Annotated in this window: 17 protein-coding genes; 8 read left to right on the forward strand and 9 right to left on the reverse strand. The window is 56.4% G+C overall.

Features of this window, described 5'->3' with window-relative positions; translation table 11 throughout:
- The 3 genes from tssJ to exaC all read right to left on the reverse strand — a co-directional run bounded on the left by tssJ (position 1) and on the right by exaC (position 3,724).
- The gene (gene tssJ / locus ABIB18_RS00380) at positions 1-495 is read right to left on the reverse strand and encodes a type VI secretion system lipoprotein TssJ (protein WP_354473466.1); all 495 of its coding nucleotides are present in this window, start codon (positions 493-495) and stop codon (positions 1-3) included.
- Positions 496-518: 23 nt separating this feature from the next.
- The gene (locus tag ABIB18_RS00385; RefSeq protein WP_089561020.1) at positions 519-1,115 is read right to left on the reverse strand and encodes a hypothetical protein; all 597 of its coding nucleotides are present in this window, start codon (positions 1,113-1,115) and stop codon (positions 519-521) included.
- Positions 1,116-2,203: 1,088 nt separating this feature from the next.
- Positions 2,204-3,724, reverse strand: a complete 1,521-nt coding sequence (gene exaC, locus ABIB18_RS00390; protein ID WP_031377113.1) for an acetaldehyde dehydrogenase ExaC — start codon at positions 3,722-3,724, stop codon at positions 2,204-2,206.
- Positions 3,725-3,956: 232 nt separating this feature from the next.
- Here exaC and ABIB18_RS00395 point away from each other — a divergent pair, with 232 nt between their 5' ends.
- Positions 3,957-4,520 (forward strand): class I SAM-dependent methyltransferase, encoded by a 564-nt coding sequence (locus ABIB18_RS00395; RefSeq protein WP_031377114.1) that lies wholly within the window; start codon positions 3,957-3,959, stop codon positions 4,518-4,520.
- On the opposite strand, the gene ABIB18_RS00400 is transcribed toward ABIB18_RS00395, so the two are convergent.
- The gene (locus ABIB18_RS00400) at positions 4,508-5,230 is read right to left on the reverse strand and encodes a glutamine amidotransferase (RefSeq protein WP_031377115.1); all 723 of its coding nucleotides are present in this window, start codon (positions 5,228-5,230) and stop codon (positions 4,508-4,510) included. The genes ABIB18_RS00395 and ABIB18_RS00400 overlap by 13 nt on opposite strands.
- A 178-nt stretch (positions 5,231-5,408) precedes the next feature.
- Between ABIB18_RS00400 and ABIB18_RS00405 the strand changes: the two genes are divergently transcribed.
- Complete coding sequence (locus ABIB18_RS00405) at positions 5,409-6,293, forward strand: DMT family transporter (protein ID WP_046288249.1); 885 nt, start codon at positions 5,409-5,411, stop codon at positions 6,291-6,293.
- A gap of 48 nt (positions 6,294-6,341) precedes the next feature.
- The gene (locus tag ABIB18_RS00410) at positions 6,342-7,706 is read left to right on the forward strand and encodes a CoA transferase (protein ID WP_354473468.1); all 1,365 of its coding nucleotides are present in this window, start codon (positions 6,342-6,344) and stop codon (positions 7,704-7,706) included.
- 10 nt (positions 7,707-7,716) lie between these two features.
- Here the strand turns inward: ABIB18_RS00410 and ABIB18_RS00415 are convergent, their stop codons facing one another.
- The 3 genes from ABIB18_RS00415 to ghrA are packed head-to-tail and all read right to left on the reverse strand — an operon-like array spanning position 7,717 to position 10,020.
- Complete coding sequence (locus ABIB18_RS00415) at positions 7,717-8,274, reverse strand: TorD/DmsD family molecular chaperone (protein WP_354473469.1); 558 nt, start codon at positions 8,272-8,274, stop codon at positions 7,717-7,719.
- A gap of 27 nt (positions 8,275-8,301) precedes the next feature.
- On the reverse strand, positions 8,302-9,039 hold the full coding sequence (locus tag ABIB18_RS00420) for a phosphatase (RefSeq protein ID WP_069729187.1): 738 nt from the start codon (positions 9,037-9,039) through the stop codon (positions 8,302-8,304).
- Positions 9,040-9,078: 39 nt separating this feature from the next.
- A complete protein-coding gene (gene ghrA, locus ABIB18_RS00425; protein ID WP_031377877.1) occupies positions 9,079-10,020 on the reverse strand; it encodes a glyoxylate/hydroxypyruvate reductase GhrA in 942 nt (313 codons plus the stop codon).
- Here ghrA and ABIB18_RS00430 point away from each other — a divergent pair.
- The 3 genes from ABIB18_RS00430 to ABIB18_RS00440 all read left to right on the forward strand — a co-directional run bounded on the left by ABIB18_RS00430 (position 10,010) and on the right by ABIB18_RS00440 (position 14,207).
- Entirely contained in the window at positions 10,010-10,171 is a 162-nt protein-coding gene (locus ABIB18_RS00430; RefSeq protein ID WP_158087056.1) for a hypothetical protein, read from the forward strand. The two genes, ghrA and ABIB18_RS00430, sit on opposite strands and share 11 nt — an antisense overlap.
- 59 nt (positions 10,172-10,230) lie before the next feature.
- A complete protein-coding gene (gene treA, locus ABIB18_RS00435) occupies positions 10,231-11,916 on the forward strand; it encodes an alpha,alpha-trehalase TreA (protein WP_031377878.1) in 1,686 nt (561 codons plus the stop codon).
- 191 nt (positions 11,917-12,107) lie between these two features.
- Positions 12,108-14,207 (forward strand): TonB-dependent siderophore receptor, encoded by a 2,100-nt coding sequence (locus ABIB18_RS00440; RefSeq protein ID WP_354473471.1) that lies wholly within the window; start codon positions 12,108-12,110, stop codon positions 14,205-14,207.
- Between the two features lie 61 nt (positions 14,208-14,268).
- On the opposite strand, the gene ABIB18_RS00445 is transcribed toward ABIB18_RS00440, so the two are convergent.
- Positions 14,269-14,517 carry a GlsB/YeaQ/YmgE family stress response membrane protein gene (locus ABIB18_RS00445; protein ID WP_031375306.1) on the reverse strand — a complete coding sequence of 83 codons (249 nt, stop codon included), beginning with the start codon at positions 14,515-14,517 and terminating at the stop codon, positions 14,269-14,271.
- A gap of 212 nt (positions 14,518-14,729) precedes the next feature.
- Between ABIB18_RS00445 and ABIB18_RS00450 the strand changes: the two genes are divergently transcribed.
- Together ABIB18_RS00450 and ABIB18_RS00455 are read left to right on the forward strand one after the other, a co-directional pair.
- Positions 14,730-15,464, forward strand: a complete 735-nt coding sequence (locus tag ABIB18_RS00450) for a flagellar brake protein (RefSeq protein WP_354473473.1) — start codon at positions 14,730-14,732, stop codon at positions 15,462-15,464.
- 98 nt (positions 15,465-15,562) lie between these two features.
- On the forward strand, positions 15,563-16,693 hold the full coding sequence (locus tag ABIB18_RS00455) for a mechanosensitive ion channel family protein (protein WP_031375304.1): 1,131 nt from the start codon (positions 15,563-15,565) through the stop codon (positions 16,691-16,693).
- Between the two features lie 154 nt (positions 16,694-16,847).
- On the opposite strand, the gene ABIB18_RS00460 is transcribed toward ABIB18_RS00455, so the two are convergent.
- The gene (locus tag ABIB18_RS00460) at positions 16,848-18,266 is read right to left on the reverse strand and encodes an L-fucose/L-arabinose isomerase family protein (protein WP_031375303.1); all 1,419 of its coding nucleotides are present in this window, start codon (positions 18,264-18,266) and stop codon (positions 16,848-16,850) included.
- Positions 18,267-18,278 lie beyond the last annotated feature (12 nt).

Here is an 18,278-nt window from a genome sequence, read left to right on the forward strand (position 1 = left end):
TCACTGTTTTTCCACGCGAAGGCCGTTAGTCCCCGCCACAATGCGCGCATTCAGCTCGGCATCGTTACGTTTCCAGAACGCCCAGAATGAGGGGGATTCGCCTTCAGGAACCGGCAGCGACAGTCGCCAGACCTTGCCATCCAGCGCCTGATATTCCGCCATGATGCCGATGAAGCGCGCCTCGGGCAGACTCTTAATCCGCAACGTTTTATGGGGTTGACCGGAGGTCAGGAAGAACTGTTGCGTATTGAGTTGCGCATTACCCAGCGCGGTTGCGGACTGGTTTTGCAGGGAGTAAAAGTCAGCCGACATAAACTCTGCATCCGAGGTCAGTAATACCACCCGGACTTTCAGCGGCGCGCCGCCATTAACCTGGTTCTGCGCCTGAACGTCCAGGTTGTACCAGGCAACGGGCGGCGGACTGCTGCTGCACGCCGTCAGCAGGCACGTCAGCATAACTATCAGCGCCCCACACCATTGCGTTGTTGTCATCATCCCGCCCTCCCTGCTTAGTGCGATTAGTTAATGATCCAGGTTCCGTTTGTGCTGTTCTGGCAGGCGGTGCTGTCACCGTTTACCGCAACACAGGTTTTCTTCTTACTGCTGCGCACCCGGCGTTTCGGCTGGTCAGCTTTGACCGTCTGATCGTAAAGCTCGCTTTTCACCACGGCGCGAAATGGCACGTAGCCGGTCAGTTGAACGGTTGCCTGCGGCGCGGCAGAGGTCGCTGCATCTTTGACGGCGCTGCTGGCGTTACCCGGTTCAGGTTCTGCTGACGCCTGAGCAGATTCACCCAGCGCCAGCCAGTTGTTTTCCACCTGACCAATCACGGTGTAGCTTTCACCGCTTTTCAGGGTCTCCACAACCTTGCCGCTAAAATCTGGTCGGGTCATTACCGAGGCGGGATAGAGCGCCCGATAAGTCTCATTGACCGGGCTGAACTGCGCGGGTGCCTGAACCGCATAGCGGTGGCTTAAAACCACACCGTCTACGGTGCTGCTGACCAGAGTGTCATCAGTCATTTTCGGTGGCGTCTTACAGCCGGCGACAGAAAAAACAAACATCAGGCCTAACGCAATGCGGAGATTCACCATTTTCTTCATCTTTTGTTCCATAAATGCCTAAAAAGAGGCCAGAGGCCGGTTGTGAGGAGCAAGAATCGGGGGTTGCCGTGTCTTCAGGCTGCTATTTAGTACCATCGTAAAAGCCAAATCTTAAGGGCATGACGCGAAAGCAGAGCCTGCCCGCGCCTTAACTGATCAGCTAAAATTAAGTATAAAAAAACAGCACGTGCGGCTGAGATGGAGATCGGCAGGCAACTGACCCGCCGATAATAGATCAGAAATATGATAGTTTTTTGCTAAGTGGAAATCCTGAGTCGGATAAAACCCAAGCTTTACTTATGCCATCCCTGATTAAAAAACCATCACCCTGAAGTGAACTGACAGATTTGTTAGTGCTTAACAGATAACAGCGATCGTTAACATGCACCACTTAAATACATGAATTAATTAAACTATAAATAGATTAATTAACAAAATAAGCCTCATAGCTACCGCACGAGCCAGGTAAAACCTGCCCGCACGCATGAGTAAACGCTTCGCTTGTAATGAGTAGGATTGAAGTTTACAGAAGACTGACAAAAATTCAACGCATCGCTAGCAGAAGATTTTACTTAAGTAAAGCTTAACTAAATACGTTAATGCAAATATGTATTACTTTTAATCTGAAAGATAAGATTTATCCTGGATCACCACGAAACAGTGAAATACTTTTATACATTTAACGATTTTCTTAGAGCGCTATCATTAACAGGCATCATGATTTTAGTGGTACTAATTTGACTTAAGTCAGGGGTGCGCGGGGAGGTTTTGGTTGGGTGATAACGCACATGGCGTTACAGATTCGACATAAAACCAAGAATTTCATAAAGTTAAAAACAAATATGTTACAAGGCTAGCGCGCCGGGTCTGGCAGGGCTGTCCTGATTAATTGATGTAAATATTAATTTTGAGACAGTGAGTTGCTCTGGCCGGTGTTTCTGATTGATTCAGCCTCACCGCCCTCAGAATCCTGCTTTCACTACAGCGCCGCTTAAAAGTCACTGGCAACAGGACAAAAAAAACCACGCTGTCTGGCGTGGTTTTAGGATTTTGTTACCGATTAAGCAGCCGTGTTAAACAGGTCTGACGGGTTCAGGCGCTCAGAAGAAACCCAGTGGCTCAATGCTGTAACTGATCAGCAGGTTTTTGGTTTGCTGATAGTGATCGAGCATCATCTTGTGGGTTTCACGTCCGATACCCGATTTTTTATAGCCGCCAAAAGCGGCATGCGCCGGATAGAGGTGATAGCAGTTGGTCCAGACTCGCCCGGCTTTGATCGCCCGGCCCACGCGGTAAGCGCGGTTGATATCGCGCGTCCAGACGCCAGCACCCAGGCCGTAAATCGAATCATTGGCGATGCTGACCGCTTCGGCTTCATCTTTGAAGGTGGTAATGCCAATCACCGGACCAAAAATCTCTTCCTGGAACACCCGCATGCTGTTGTTACCTTTCAGTAAGGTCGGCTGGATGTAGTAACCACTGGCGAGCGCGTCGTCCAGCTTCTCAACCCCCCCGCCCACCAGCACCTCTGCGCCTTCCTGCTGGGCAATCTCCAGATAAGAGAGAATCTTATCGAACTGCTGCTGTGATGCCTGCGCCCCGACCATCGTCTCGGTGTCGAGCGGATCGCCCCGCTTGATGGTTTTGACGCGTTTCATCACCGCCGCCATGAACGGCTCGTAAATGGACTCCTGCACCAGCGCCCGCGAGGGGCAGGTACAGACTTCGCCCTGGTTAAGGAAGCCCAGCACCACGCCTTCAGCCGCTTTCTCAATAAAACTCTCTTCCGCCTGCATGATGTCTTCAAAGAAGATGTTGGGGGATTTGCCGCCCAGTTCGACCGTTGAAGGGATCAGGCTTTTCGCTGCCAGCTCCAGAATATGGCCGCCGGTGGCGGTTGATCCGGTAAAGGCGACCTTGGCAATGCCCGGATGGGACGCCAGCGCTTCGCCCGCCTCTTTGCCGAAACCGTGCACCACATTCAGTACGCCGGGCGGCAGTAAATCTTTAATCAGATCGACAAACAGGGTGATCGACAACGGCGTCTGCTCCGCCGGTTTCAGCACCACGCAGTTTCCGGCACCTAACGCCGGTGCCAGCTTCCATGCGGCCATCAGCAGCGGGAAGTTCCACGGAATGATTTGCGCCACCACACCCAGCGGCTCATGGAAATGGTAGGCCGCGGTAAATTCATCAATCTCTGCTGCGCTGCCCTCCTGCGCCCGCACGCAGCCGGCAAAATAACGGAAATGATCGACCGCCAGTGGCATATCGGCGGCCAGGGTTTCCCGCACCGGCTTGCCGTTATCCCAGGTCTCGTTTACCGCCATGTATTCCAGGTTCTGCTCCAGCCGGTCAGCGATTTTCAGTAGCAGCAATGAACGCTGTTGCGGTGACGTTTTACCCCAGGCATCGGCCGCTGCCGCTGCGGCGGCGACCGCATTATCCACATCCGCGCGGTCAGAACGCGGAAACTCACCTGCCGCTGAACCGTTTACCGGTGAAGTGTTGGTGAAGTAGTTGCCATTCACCGGCGCGACGAATTCACCATTAATAAAGTTGCCATAATTCTTTTGTAGCGTGATCAGAGAACCCTGTTCTCCGGGGGCGGCGTAACGCATGGTCATTCTCCTTACAGGTGACGAGATGCAACAATGATGAAACTTATTATTAACATGAAGGATCATTGCCAGCCTGTCAGATCTGTTGCCCGGAAACTGTGACCGCCCCGAAGGAAAAGCCGCATCGACTGCCGCTACAGATAATTCCGACTTTTCCCGGTTGCGCTTATAAATAAGAAACTTGTCAGCAGGATGGGGTCAATATGAGGAAGAATTCATACTGGAGGTAAGCATGCTGGCTTCGGCTTTCACCTTAATGCGCGCAAAGGCAAACTTCGTGCATCAGTTCATCCGCAATCCGCGCAAGATGGGCAGTATTACGCCCTCATCCGATGCGCTGTGCCGCACCATGATCGAGTCGGTGGAATGGAATAATCAGCTGCGTATCGCCGAGCTTGGCGCAGGAGATGGTGTGTTGACCCGTCGGTTACTGGAACGAATGGCACCGGAAGCCACGCTGGATGTGTTCGAAATCAGCAGTATGCTGGCGGAGAAGCTTAATGCACTGGACGATCATCGTATGACGGTACGCACCTGCTCCGCGGAGTATCTCAACGGCCAATATGATGCGATCTTCTCCGGCCTGCCGTTGTTGTCGCTGCCGCCTGCACTGCGTGAGGCGATTCTGCGCGCGGTCTACGCTGCGCTGGGCCCGAACGGAGTGTTTGTGCAATTTCAGTACACTTCGCTGACCCAGCCTGACCTGTCACGCTATTTTACCTGGGAGCGGCAACGGGTACTGAAAAACGTGCCGCCCGCCTGGGTTTATCGCTGTACCCGCCACTACGCTCCCTGAGCCTGCTCAATTGACGGGCGCGTCTGTTGCCAGAAGGTGGTTAACAGTTCACGCGCCCAGTCTTTTCCTTCCATCACACCAGCCACCTCACCACTGCCGTCCGGCAGACAGGCGCGCATGATGGTTGACGAGAATTCGGGATGAAACTGCACTGACAGCGCCTGCGGTGAATAACGAATAATCTGGCAACCATCGCGCTCAGAGGCGGCTAATACCTGTGCCTGCGACGGCGGCATCAGCACCGACTGTCGGTGCGACAGCCAGGCGCTGAAGGTCGGCGGCAGTTTCCGTAACAGCGGGTCGCGCTGCGCCTGGGCACCGCAGGTGACCGGCAGCAGACCGCGTTCCCAGCCATTCGGGTTATCTGCCACCTCGCCACCCAGCGCATACGCCATCAGCTGATGGCCGTAGCAGACGCCCAATAACGGCAACGACGCGTCGATGGCCGCTCTGATCCACGCGGCGCTGCGTTCGCTCCAGTCGGCATGGTCAGTGACCATCGCCCACGATCCGCTGAGGATCGCCGCAGAAATCTGGTCGAAGGCCGGCAACGCCTCGCCCAGATGCGGACGGACGATCAGATACTCATCAGGTTGTAACTCTAACGCGTCAATGAACCAGCGTGGTTGTTCACCAATCTGCGCGACGACGTTAGCGGGCGGGACTTCAAGCTGAATCAATGCAATGGGCAAGGCGGGCGTGTGGGTCATACCGAATCGGGTCCTGTTCAAGAGGCGTTTCGGAAAATCAGTCTGACAGCAACGCGCAAAAAAGTCTTATGATTTTATTTTTCTCAGCGCGACAGAAAATTTCTAACCGCTGCTGCCTGAAATGCCCTGGTTCGTGCCATCATTAGCCAGCTAAGCAAAAAAAGTTAAGGATATTATTGTGGCGGTGCGGCATTTTTTTCTGGTTCTGATGGTGGTGTGTATCTGGGCCTTCAACAACGTGGCGGTGAAATGGGGCTTACTTGAGCTTCCGCCGCTGTTTCTGACTTTTATGCGTTTTGTGGTGGTCGCCATTGTGCTGGTGCCGTTCTGCCGCATCACCCGACAGCAGCTACCCTGGCTGTTGCTGCTGGCCTTTACCTTCGGCTTTATGCACTTCTCGCTGCTGTTTGTCGGTATGCGGTACACCGATGCCGGGACCGGCGCAATCGTGGTTCAGCTCGGTACGCCGATTGCCATGCTGCTGGCGATGGTGGTGTTAAAAGAGAAGCTGAAGCTGGTGCAGCTGGCCGGCATTATGATCTCGCTGAGCGGCGTGGTAGTGCTCTCCGGCAGCCCGACCATTCCTACGTGGTGGGTGCTGTGCCTGCTGTTGTGCAGCGCAACTGGCTGGGCGGTCAGCAACCTGATTGTCAAAAAATCACCGTCAATTAAACCGCTGACCATGACCGGCTGGATCGCCTTCCTCGCCATCCCGATTGTCGGTGTTGCCAGCCTGGTGATGGAGTCGCATCAGCTCTACGCCCTGCGTCATGCGGGCTGGCACGGCTGGTTTGCCATCCTCTACAGTGCCATCGCCTCATCGATTGTCGCCTATACGCTGTGGTATATGCTGCTGAAGAAATACAACGTTAACCTGATCATGCCCTACTCGCTGCTGACGCCGGTGCTGTCAGTGCTGATGGGGATTGTGGTGCTGGGTGACAGCCTTAACAGCTTCAAAATTATTGGTGCCTCGCTGGTGATCCTCGGCACGGCGATTGCGGTGATCAATCTGCGTAATCTGCGAATGCATGCCCGCTTCCCGCGTCTGCGGCGACGTTAATCACGCGTGCTATGCTTGAGTGATTGTCACTCGTCAGGAGCACAGTACATGGACCATCAGCTCGCCACGTCCCTCTGGCAGCAGATGTGGCAGGGATTGCGTGGCAACGCCGCAGCGCATCCGTTACCCACCTTTGTCGATAACGCCAGTTTCCCCGCCGCCTTTGCCGTCAGTGAACTGGCGGCCACCAGCATCGGCCTCGCCACGCAGGCCACAGCCGCCCTGATCAATACCAGCCGCCCGGTTGAGGTGAATGTCCGGCTGGCGTCGCGCTGGTTTCAGCACAGTTTTATGCCGCTTAATCGCCCTGCACCCGCAATGTGGGATGCCTTTGCCGGCGATTACGCCAGCCGCGATGGCTGGATCCGCCTGCATACCAACGCCGCCCATCATCGGCAGGCGATGGAGCGGGTGCTGGGCCAGCACGCTGACCGTCGCTCGCTGGCGCGTGAGGTGCAGCGCTGGTCCGCCGGTGAGCTGGAGCAGGCGATCGTTGATGCGGACGGCTGCGCCGCGGAGATGCGCAGCACTGCCGCCTGGCAGCAGCATCCGCAGGGCCAGGCCGTGGCTCAGGAGCCGCTGTTCGCCTGGCAGACCACCGATCAGGCCGCCGCGCCGCAGTGGCAACTGCCCGAGGCACGTCCACTGCTCGGCATTCGGGTGCTGGACCTGACGCGAATTATTGCCGGTCCGGTCGCCACCCGCTTTCTGGCCAGCCTCGGTGCCGATGTGTTGCGTATCGATCCGCCAGGCTGGCAGGAACCGTCGCTGGATGAGGAGATCACCTGTGGCAAGCGCCGGGCGGTGCTCGATCTGACGCGCCCTGCCGATCGCGAGCAGTTTAGCCACCTGCTGCGTGAGGCCGATGTGCTGGTACACGGTTATCGGGCGGATGCGCTGGAACGGCTCGGCTTTGATGCCGCTACCCGACAGGCGCTGGCACCAGGGCTGGTTGACGTCAGCCTGAATGCCTGGGGCTGGCAGGGTCCGTGGCGCAACCGGCGCGGCTTTGACAGCCTGGTGCAGATGGGCTGTGGCATTGCCGAACAGGGAATGCAGTGGCAGCAGAGTGATAAGCCGACGCCCTTGCCGGTGCAGGCGCTGGATCATGCCACCGGTTATCTGCTGGCAGCGGCAGTACTGGAGGGATTACGTCAGCGGCTGGCTAACGGATATGGCAGCCAGGTGCGGCTATCGCTGGCGCGCACCGCCTGGCTGTTGCAGCAGCATCCTGCGGCACCGGGCAGCGATCAATCAGCTATCCTGGCGAAGACAGAGGATAATCTGCCATTTTATGAGTTAACGCAGTGGGGGCTGGGCGTGAGGCTGCGGGCGCCATCCTGGCTGCCCGGCACCGCACAACTCTGCGCGACGCCGGGCTGTCTGCCGGGTACGCACCCGGCATCATGGTAAATCAGGCATCCTACTGGGAGTCGGTGCTGTCGAGCAGTTCATTGTACATCGCCTGAATCGCCTCACGGCTGAGGGCGGCCAGCGTGCGGTAAAACGCGGTGGTAGCGTGCGCTTCAACCTTACCGAGGAAAGTGCCGCACCACGGCAGCAGATACTCTTCAAACAGCGCCAGCTGGGCGCTGCTCTCATCTTCCGCTGACTGATCTTCCAGCCATGACGCCGCCAGCAGCAGTACGCCAAAATGATCGGCAGGCGCATCGCTCAGCGGCATGCCGCGTGAGGTCAGAAAGGCGCGCACCTCCGGTTCGGTTTTTCCTTCCGGCCACTGTGACGCATACGGTGACACCTTACAGTCGCTGCCGACAAACAGCGCATTGTAATCGGCGGCCAGCGCCTGCGGATCGCTGTTCTGTTGCAGACGGGTCAGCAGTTCGTCCTGCTCCAGCGGCCACTGCGCCTGCAGTTTTCCCTCACGCAGCAGGGTAAACAGCGGCACCAGCAGCGGGTCCTGCGGCTGACGATTGAACAGTGAGCCGATCACGCGGCACAGAATGGAAAACTCATTCATGAGTCAGTTTCCTTGAGGCAAAGTAAATTAAAAGTCAGCCAGTTCAGCAATATGTTTGCCGGTACGCTGTTCGAGAAAGTCGAGCAGACGCCGCGGCGTGACATTTAACACCCGATCCTCTGGAAAATCCACTTCGCGGGTGATGCGCAGGCAGTGTTCAAAATGGCCGAGCGTAAAGGCGGTGTGTGAATCTGAGCCAAACGCCAGCCGTCCGCCTGCGTCACGCACCGCTTCAGCGATTGCCCGGCAGTTAGGTTCACTGCCCGGACGCGAATGAGTGAAGGAGGAGTTATTGATCTCCAGCGCCACATCGTAGTGGGCTGCAGCCTCGGCGATCGCCGGGATATCCACCGGGAATTTCGGGTTACCCGGATGGCTGATGATATGCACCAGTCCCCCCGCCATCGCCGCAATCATCGCGTCAGTATGGTGTTTTCGGTCACGCGGTGCGTAGACCGGCTCATGAAAGCCCGCCACGATCAGGTCCAGCGCATCCAGCATCGGACCGGAGCAGTCAATCTCGCCCTGCTGGTTTTTAATATTGGCTTCAATACCGCGCAGAATCCCGACGCCATCAATCACCCGCGGCCAGATGCGCATATTGATGAAGTGCCAGTAATGCGGTGCATCGGCCATATCAGGCCCGTGATCGGTAATGGCAAACAGTTTCAGTCCCGTTTGTCTGGCCTGAGTGACGTAATCGTGCAGCGTACTGTAGGCGTGCGTACTGGCGATGGTGTGCATATGCAGATCTACCGGATACATCATCTTCTCCTGCTGATAGCCCCTGATTGGGCAGGGTAATTAGTAGCCACGCTGACGATCGACCCGCCCCTGCGGTGTTTCTCCCGCCTGATGCTGGTGAATCGCCCGGGCGATATAGTCAATAGCTTCGTCGATTAAGGTTACCGCAGCATTATGCGGTGTCAGCGTAACGCGCGGGTGAGACCAGAGCGGATGCGATTCCGGCAACGGCTCGACCTGGAACACATCCAGCGCGGCGGCTTTCAGCTGGCCGCTGTTGAGCGCCGCCAGTAAATCCGCTTCCACCACCTGCGCACCGCGTGCGATGTTGAGGAAGAAAGCGCCGTGCGGCAGCTGCTGGAAAAAGTCGTGATTAATCAGGTTGATGGTTTCCGCTGTGCTGGGCAGCAGGTTGATTAATACCCGGGTCTCCTGCAGAAAATCGTGCAGCGCCTCACGGCCGGCAAAGCTGGTTACGCCCGCGATCTGCTTCGGCGACCGGCTCCAGACCCGCACCGGGAATCCCCAGGGTTTAAGCGCTTCCGCCACGCTCTGCCCCAATACCCCGGCACCGAGAATACCGATGGTGAAGCTGTCGCGCGGATAAGCGGGCAGCGGCTGCCAGCAGCGCTGCTGTTGCTGTAACCGGTAATCGTCAAAGCGGCGGAACCAGCTCAGCACGCTGTGGACCGCATACTCCTGCATCTGCCGCGCCATACCGGTATCTTCCAGCCGGAACAGCGGCACCGTCTCCGGCAACATATCCGGATACTGCTGTAGCTGGCGGAGAATTTCATCAACCCCGGCACCCAGCGCAAACACCCCGCGCAGCCCGGCGCGCCCTCGCAGCATCTCTGCTGGCGGAGAACGCACCAGCGCATAATCGGCCGGACCCTCATCGCCCGGTTGCCAGGCGCGTACCCGCGCCTGTGGCAGACGCTGTTGTAAACCGTTAATCCATGTCGCGGCGGGTTGCGACGGGTGATACCAGATGATCTCCATCCTGCTCTCCTTTTTTTCTTTCAGCGTCAGGGAAAACCGGCATCAGGGCAAGCAAAAACCGGCTGGAAAAAACGCTTTTTTCAGTAAAAATTATTCACGTGGCTTCACATTTCCGGTTGGCTTCAGGGTGAAGCGGGCAGATAAGGTCTAAAGTTGGTCGTGTGGTCAATGCGTTACACGCGGCCGCGTTTCGGACAAGGAGAAAAACCGATGACAAAAATTGAGGTAAACGCCACTGAACGGCGTCAGCGTTATGCACCCCTTCTGCTCACGCTGCTGCTGAGCGTACCTGCCTTCACCGTTCACGCCGACGACACGTCGCGTATGCTGAATAATCAGCCGCAGCCGCCGGATGTCCGTTTAGGGCCACTGTTTAATGCCGTACAGCAAGCAAAGTTCTTCCCCGATCAAAAAACCTTTGCTGATGCAGTGCCAAAATACGATCCGGCATCAATTCTGGCCGACTGGCAGATGCAGAAGAAACAGCGCAACTTTGATCTGAAACGCTTTGTTGCCGCCAACTTCACGCTGCCCACTCAGGGCGATAAATATGTGCCGCCTGCCGGGCAGAATCTGCGTGACCATATCGACGGCTTATGGCCGGTGCTGACCCGCACCGCCAGCAGTGCCGGTCAGTATGACTCGCTGCTGCCGTTGCCGAAACCGTATGTGGTGCCGGGCGGCCGTTTCCGCGAAGTCTATTACTGGGACAGCTACTTTACGATGCTCGGCCTGGCGGAAAGTGGCCACTGGGACCGGGTGCAGGATATGGTGGATAACTTCGCCTCGCTGCTTGACCGTTACGGCCACATTCCGAACGGCAACCGCAGCTACTACCTGAGCCGTTCGCAACCGCCTTTCTTTAGCCTGATGGTGGACCTGCTGGCGAGCCACGATGACGGCAAAGCCTATACCCGCTACCTGCCACAGCTGCAGAAAGAGTATGACTACTGGATGGCCGACAGTGACAAACTGGCCGCCGGCTCAGCCAGTAAACGCGCCATCAAACTCAGCGATGGCACGGTACTGAACCGCTACTGGGATGCGCGCGATGTGCCGCGTACCGAATCCTGGATGGATGATGTGACCACCGCGAAGAAAGCGCCACAGCGCGACAAGGCGGAGCTTTATCGCGATCTGCGTTCTGGCGCGGCATCGGGCTGGGACTTCAGCTCCCGCTGGTTCACTGATGCCCACAATCTGGCGACCATCCGTACCACCCAACTGGCACCGGTCGATCTCAACAGCCTGATGTTCCATCTGGAGCAGACGCTGTCGAAAGGCTATCAGATGAATAAGCAGGACGATCTGGCGAAGCAGTTTGCCGACCGTGCGGAGAAGCGTCAGGCTGCGATTAACCGCTACCTGTGGGACAGCAAACAGGGCTGGTATGCCGATTACGACTGGCAGAAAAAACAGGTGCATTCGCAGCTGACCGCCGCCACGCTGTTCCCGCTTTATCTGCGGGTTGCCAGCGATAAGCAGGCTGAAAGCACCGCCAGTGCGGTGGAAAAACAGCTGCTGAAACCGGGCGGACTGGTGACCACCACCGTCAATAACGGTCAGCAATGGGACGCCCCGAACGGCTGGGCGCCGCTGCAATGGGTGGCAGTGGAAGGTCTGGAACACTACAACCAACCTAAACTGGCGAAAGAGGTCGGGCTGCGCTTCCTGCAGAACGTGCAGAACACCTATGACCGCGAACACAAGCTGGTTGAAAAATATGTCGTTGAAGGCAAAAACCTCGGCGGCGGTGGTGGCGGTGAATATCCGCTGCAGGACGGCTTCGGCTGGACCAACGGCGTCACGCTGAAACTGCTGGATAAATATTGCCCGAAAGATAAAACCTGTAACAGCGCCCACGATATTCCTCAGGCGTCTGCCGCTCAACCCTGATGTTCTCTGGAGACCGTCGGCCTTGCCGGCGGTCTCTGCCCTCGCCTTTTAGCGAAATTTACTTGACGTTCTTCGATTGCCAGGCAAAATTGCAGCGAACTTACAAACGGTAATAATTCTCACTCTGATAATGAGAATGCTTATCGAGGCTATTATTCACCTGCTGAACCTCTGCCATGAAAGGAATTTCAATGAGATTGCCCTCGCCGCTGAAAGGTTATGTCCCGTTCTGCACCCTGGCGCTGACCGCGCCGGCCCTGAGTTTTGCTGCTGATATGGTGGTCACAGCCCAGCCGCAGGAGCAAGCTGACTCCCCGACACAGGGATATCTTGCCACGACCAGCCAGGGCGCGATGAAAAGCGATCGTCCGCTGATCACCACGCCACAGTCGGTGTCGGTGGTGACGCGCCAGCAGATGCAGGATCAGGGCGCGCTGACCCTGAATCAGGCGCTCGGCTATACCTCCGGCGTATTTACCAACTTCGGCGGTGCCGCGACCCGTTATGACACCATTGCCCTGCGCGGCTTCCACGGCGGCGATGTTGATAACACCTTCCTCGACGGATTACGGGTGATGAGCGACGGCGGCAGCTTCAACGTGTTGCAGGTCGATAACGCCTTCCTGGAACGGATCGATGTGATTAAAGGCCCCTCTTCTGCTCTGTATGGTCAGACGGTACCGGGCGGGCTGGTCAACATGGTGACGAAGCGTCCTCAGTTCAGTGAAGAAGGCCATATCCAGTTACAGGCGGGTAATAACGCCACCACCGGGGCGATGTTTGATTACACCAACGCGATTAACGATCAGTGGGCGTTTCGCCTGACCGGTGTGACCCGCAACAGCGATACGCAGTACGACCATACCCGTGAAGAGAAGTATGCGCTGATGCCACAGCTGATGTGGCAACCGGATGAAGATACCCATTTGATCCTCAAAGCCTATCTGCAGAAAGATCCGTCCGGCGGCTATCACGGCTCGGTGCCGGGCGACGGCAGCCTGAGTGAGCATAACGGCTATAAGCTGAGCAACGGTTTCTATGAAGGCAACAGCGATCTGGATCAGTTCAAGCGCCGTGAACAGATCTACAGCTACGATTTCGCCCATCGCTTTAACGACGTCTGGTCGTTCTCCTCCACCGGCAGCTACAGCCATTCCAACGTCGATCTCGATCAGGTTTATCAGATTGGCTGGAGTGCGGTAAATCCTGACCTGCTGAATCGCTACTATTCCGGTGAGCGCTCCTCTCTGGCCGGCTGGGCTACCGATAACCGGCTACAGGCGGAGTTCGCTACCGGGCAAGTGGAACATCGGGTGGCGATCGGTGCGGAGTATCATCGCTATAAGAATGAGATCGGCAGCGCGGCCGCCGGTGCCTCACAGCTCAATGCGGTGACCGGCGAACAGGTTGGCGCAATGCCGGCCTACAGCTGGAGCGATGAAACCCGCCGCTACTATCAGACCGGCCTCTACCTGCAGGATGAGATGAAGCTGGATCGCTGGCATCTCGATCTCTCTGGCCGCTATGACCGGATCGTCGCTAATAACAGCGGCAACGATCGGCGGCAGGATGACCACATCAGCGGCCGCGCGGCGCTGCTTTACGCGTTTGACAACGGTATCTCGCCTTATGTCAGCTGGAGCCAGGCGATTACCCCAACGGCACTGACCGATCCTGATAACAACCTGCTGAAACCAACCACGGCAGAGCAGTATGAAGCCGGGGTGAAATATCAGCCGAACGGCACCCGCGATCTCTATACGCTGGCGATCTATGACCTGACGCAGAAGGATGTGGCTAACCGTAATGTCCAGGACGGCACCTATACGCCGTCCGGTAAAGTGCATTCGCAGGGGATCGAGCTGGAAGCGCGTAATCAGCTAACGCCACGTCTGAGCACCGTCGCCAGTTACACCCTCAATCACCTGCGCTTTAAAGATTCAGTTGATGGCAATGAAGGTCACACGCCTTACGTGACGCCGAACAGCATGGCGGCCCTGTGGGGTCATTATCAGTTTGATTATGGCTTAAGCGCGGGCGCGGGCGTGCGTTACATCGGCAAACAGTGGGCAGACAACGAAAACACTACCCGTGTGCCGTCAGTTACCCTGTTTGATGCTTCGGTGCGTGCCGATCTCGGGGTCTGGAACAGCAGTCTGAAAGGCGCGTGGCTGCAGGTTAACGCCAATAACCTGACTGACCGTAAATATGTGGCGGGCTGCTACGGCACCGGCTATTGCTACTGGGGCGCGGAACGCAGCGTGATGGCGACGATAGGTTACGATTTCTGATCGCCAGAAGTGAAAAAGGGGACGAAGCGATTCGTCCCCTTTTTTTATTAAACTGTTACGATCAACTGCGTACTTTGCGGTAGATAAACAGCACCACGATGGCACCAATGACTGCAACTACGAAGCTGCCGAAGTTAAACCCATCGACACGACCGAAGCCAAACAGCGTACTGATCCAGCCACCCACTACGGCACCGATAATACCCAGCACGATAGTCAGAATGAAACCGCCACCGTCTTTACCCGGCATGATCCACTTCGCCAGAATACCTGCGATTAAGCCAAAGACGATCCAGGAAATAATACCCATCTGTTGCTCCTTCCTTTTTTTGATTAAATCGTGAACGCTTGATTAATCAAGCGGTTTACCGCGATAAGTATAGACAGGTTTTCAAAAAATGTTTACTTGCTCACAGTTATTATTGACCGGTCAGAGGCTAAAGCTTTTTTTTGCCACGCCGATAACGGAGATGAGGCAAAAAAAACAGAACAAATAAAGCACTAACCTTTTGGAGCCAGGAAGTGAAAGAAGCCGATCAGGAACAATATTTAAAACGGGGCACGCTGGCCGTGCTGGGCGTAATGAAGGATCTGCTGCGTTTACAGACCCCGCTACTGGTGAGTTTTTCCCGTGGGCAATTTATCAGCCGCATGCTGGCTGCCGATGAAGGCCAGTTGCTGTTTGACCTCGGCAGTAACAACCTGGATAACGACTACGCCCTGAACTGCGATGACCTGAGCATTACGGCGGAAACCTATGGCGCTAAAGTTGAGTTCAGTCTCGCTGCGCTGACGCGGGTTGAGTTCGAGGGACTGCCTGCCTTCAGCGCGCCGCTGCCTGAACTGCTGTGGCAGATCCAGCGTCGCGAATTTTTCCGCGTCAATGCGCCGCTGGAACCGCAGTTCTGGTGCCACACCGAGTGGCCCGACGGCAATAAAGCGCGCCTGCGACTACAGGATTTATCGCTGGGCGGAATCGGTGTGCTGGTGGATGAACCCCTGCCTGAAGGGTTACAAACCGGCGACAACTTCAAAAATTTTCGCGTCGAGCTGGGCGAATATGGTCATTTTGAAGTGCCGGTAAAGCTGTTGCACATTGGCGAACGCAGCGTGGTCACCCATAAAAACGAAACCCGCATTACGCCGCGACTCAGCTTTCGCTTTTCAGCCCTCGATCCGGTGCAGGAGCGACAACTGCAGCAGGTTATTTTTGCCCTTGAGCGCCTGGCGCGTGATAAATCGACCCGTTTTCAATAAGTTCTTTCGCCGGATGCGCCGCACAGTTGCGCCGCATCCAGGCTATGCTTCTTGCTTGTTTTCTTTTAAACCGGAACCCAGCAAGGAGTATCTCCCCAATGGAAAACTGGCTTTCTTCACGTCATTTTCAATCCATTCTGTTTAATCAATCTTTCTGGCTCAACAGTGCCATCGTCATCGTCGCTACCCTCGTCATTTACTGGCTGCTGCGTACCCTGATCCGGTTTATCTCTAACCGTATTGCCCGCTATAGCGAACATCGCCATATTCGGGCCACCGGCATCCTGGTGGAAATTCTGCGCAGCACCAGTCAGACCCTGCTGCTGATTTTTTCGCTGCTTATCGCGCTGAAATTTGTCGATTTACCCGCCTCGTGGCGCGTAGCGATATCGCACGGCTGGTTCCTGGCGCTGATCGTTCAGCTGGCGCTGTGGATCGACTGCGGCATACGGCTCTGGCTGCACAGCCTGCTGCGCGATCCGCTGCACGTGCGCAATCCGGTCACCACGGTGATCCTCGGTATTTTGCTGCGCGTGGTGGTGTGGATCATGATGTTCCTCGCCATTCTGTCGAATATGGGCATCAACATTACCGCGCTGGTTGCCAGTCTCGGCGTCGGGGGTATCGCCATTGCGCTGGCGATTCAGACGGTACTCAGTGATGTGTTCGCTTCACTGGCCATCGGTTTCGATAAACCGTTTGAGCACGGCGACTTCATCGTGTTTGGTGATATTGCCGGTTCGATTGAGCATATTGGCCTGAAAACCACCCGCCTGCGCAGCCTGAGCGGCGAGCAGATTGTCTGCTCAAATACCATTCTGTTGCAGCAGACGATTCATAACTACAAGCGCATGCAGCAGCGCCGCATCGTGTTTAAGTTCGGTATCAGCTATGCCACGCCATCTGAGCAGGTGCGTGAAATCAGTCCGCTGGTAAAAGAGATTATCCAGAGCGTTGAGACCACCCGCTTCGACCGTGCCCATTTCCTGGCGTTTGAAGATTCGAAGCTTACCTTTGAAGTGGTCTACTTTGTGCTGGACGCCGATTACAACAAGTACATGGATATCCAGCAGGAGATTAACCTGCAGCTGATGGCAGCGCTGGAACAGCGCAACATTCGCTTTGCCTTCCCGATCCGTCAGGTCGAATTCAGCGGCGGTAATCTGCCGCCGGTGGATCTGGTGGCGGTGGACAATGAGGATGGCGAGGTACGCAGAATGGCGCGCTAAGCCGGTTTTCGCGCTGATGCCGGCCTCCCCGCTGCTTAACGGCAAGGCCGGCGGAGATCATCCGCGCCTGTACTCGCCCGGCCCGCGCTATCCAACGTGGGCCAGGCGAGCCACCTCTGACCTGCTGACGCTCTCCTCGCGTACCGGCACTGAGCTACTGATGGCGGTAACAGCTGACGCCCAGATACTGGCTGAACGCCTCCTGTAACACCTCTGCCGTGGCGGAGTGGTTCATTGCCACATGATGTTCGAAACCGTTACGGCAAATCCACGCCAGCAATGACTCCAGCTGCGGCACCTGAATTACGGCGCGGCAGCCCACCGTATCCAGCGGATCCTCTACTGAAAGGCCTTCGCCGACGTAGGCCTTAATTTCGCCGCTGAAATCATCAGTCGAGAGACGGAAATAGGTCAGATCGCCGCTTTTCATCCGGCCATGCACCGCACCACAGGTGTTCTCTTTGCCTACCGTGGTGCCAATAATGTCGGCCGTGCCCATAGTGGGCGACTCCAGGCTGGCACTGGCAAAATTGCCGCAGTGAAACAGCACGCATTTATCGCGATCGTCACCAAAGTTGTTATTCCAGTCCGCCAGCGAGGCGGGACTCAGCGAGCAGCTGGCCAGGGCATACATTGACAGCGCCCCCATGACATCCACTTCGCAGGCGCTTGGCATCAGCTGTCCCGACATGACGCTCATGATCGAGCAGACGTTAATGCCGAGATTTTCCTGCAGCGAGGTCCAGCACTGAATCGCGGTGGTGTCGATATCGTTGTCACTGACCCACTCGCTGATCACCACGAACAGTTTCGCCATGGTTTGCAGTTTTTCGCCCGGAATGCCGCGCGCATCGGCGTTGGCTTCGAGAATCTCGCGCTTCTCCGCTACGCGGATATCATCATCACGCAGCCGGTTGGTACGGGTGAAAATCTCCGACAGATCGAGCGTTTCGACCGCAATCCCCATCTTCTCCAGCAGCTTTTCGCTGTAGCGCACGGTATTGAATCCGGCGGGCCGGGCACCGATGGCCCCCACCCGCACCCGCCGCATCGCATTGACTACCCGGCAGAGCTGGCTGAACCGTTGCAGATCCTGCATGAAAATCTCACTGCTCAGGGCGCAGACGTGCTGACGGGTCAGGCTAAAGGGAATGCCATATTGCCGCAGGTTGTTGCACAGCGATATTTTGCCGCAGAAGCTGTCACGGCGGGTCGCCAGCCCCATTTTGTCGAGGTTATCTTCCTCGGCCTGCACCAGTACCGGCACATTCAAACCGGCGAGGCGTAACGCCTCTGCGATCGCTTTTTCGTCACCAAAGTTAGGCAACAACACCACCACACCGTGAATGGCATCCCGGTGCTGGCGAAACAGTTCGGCGCAGATTTTGGCTTCCTGCCGCGTCTCCACCCCGCCGAGATTGGTCTGGCTCTCATCCAGCATCACCGTATTGATGTTCATTTTTTCAAACAGCGCGACCGCCTGCTGGCGCGCCTCACCCACCAGATAGCTGGGAAAGAACCCGCGGTTGCCAATAATGACGCCGAAGGTTAACTGCTGAGGTAGTTTTGACATGGCTCTGCTCCG

The sequence above is a fragment of the Pantoea sp. UYEF8 genome, from assembly GCF_040546285.1.
GTDB classification, from domain to species: Bacteria; Pseudomonadota; Gammaproteobacteria; order Enterobacterales; family Enterobacteriaceae; genus Pantoea; species Pantoea brenneri.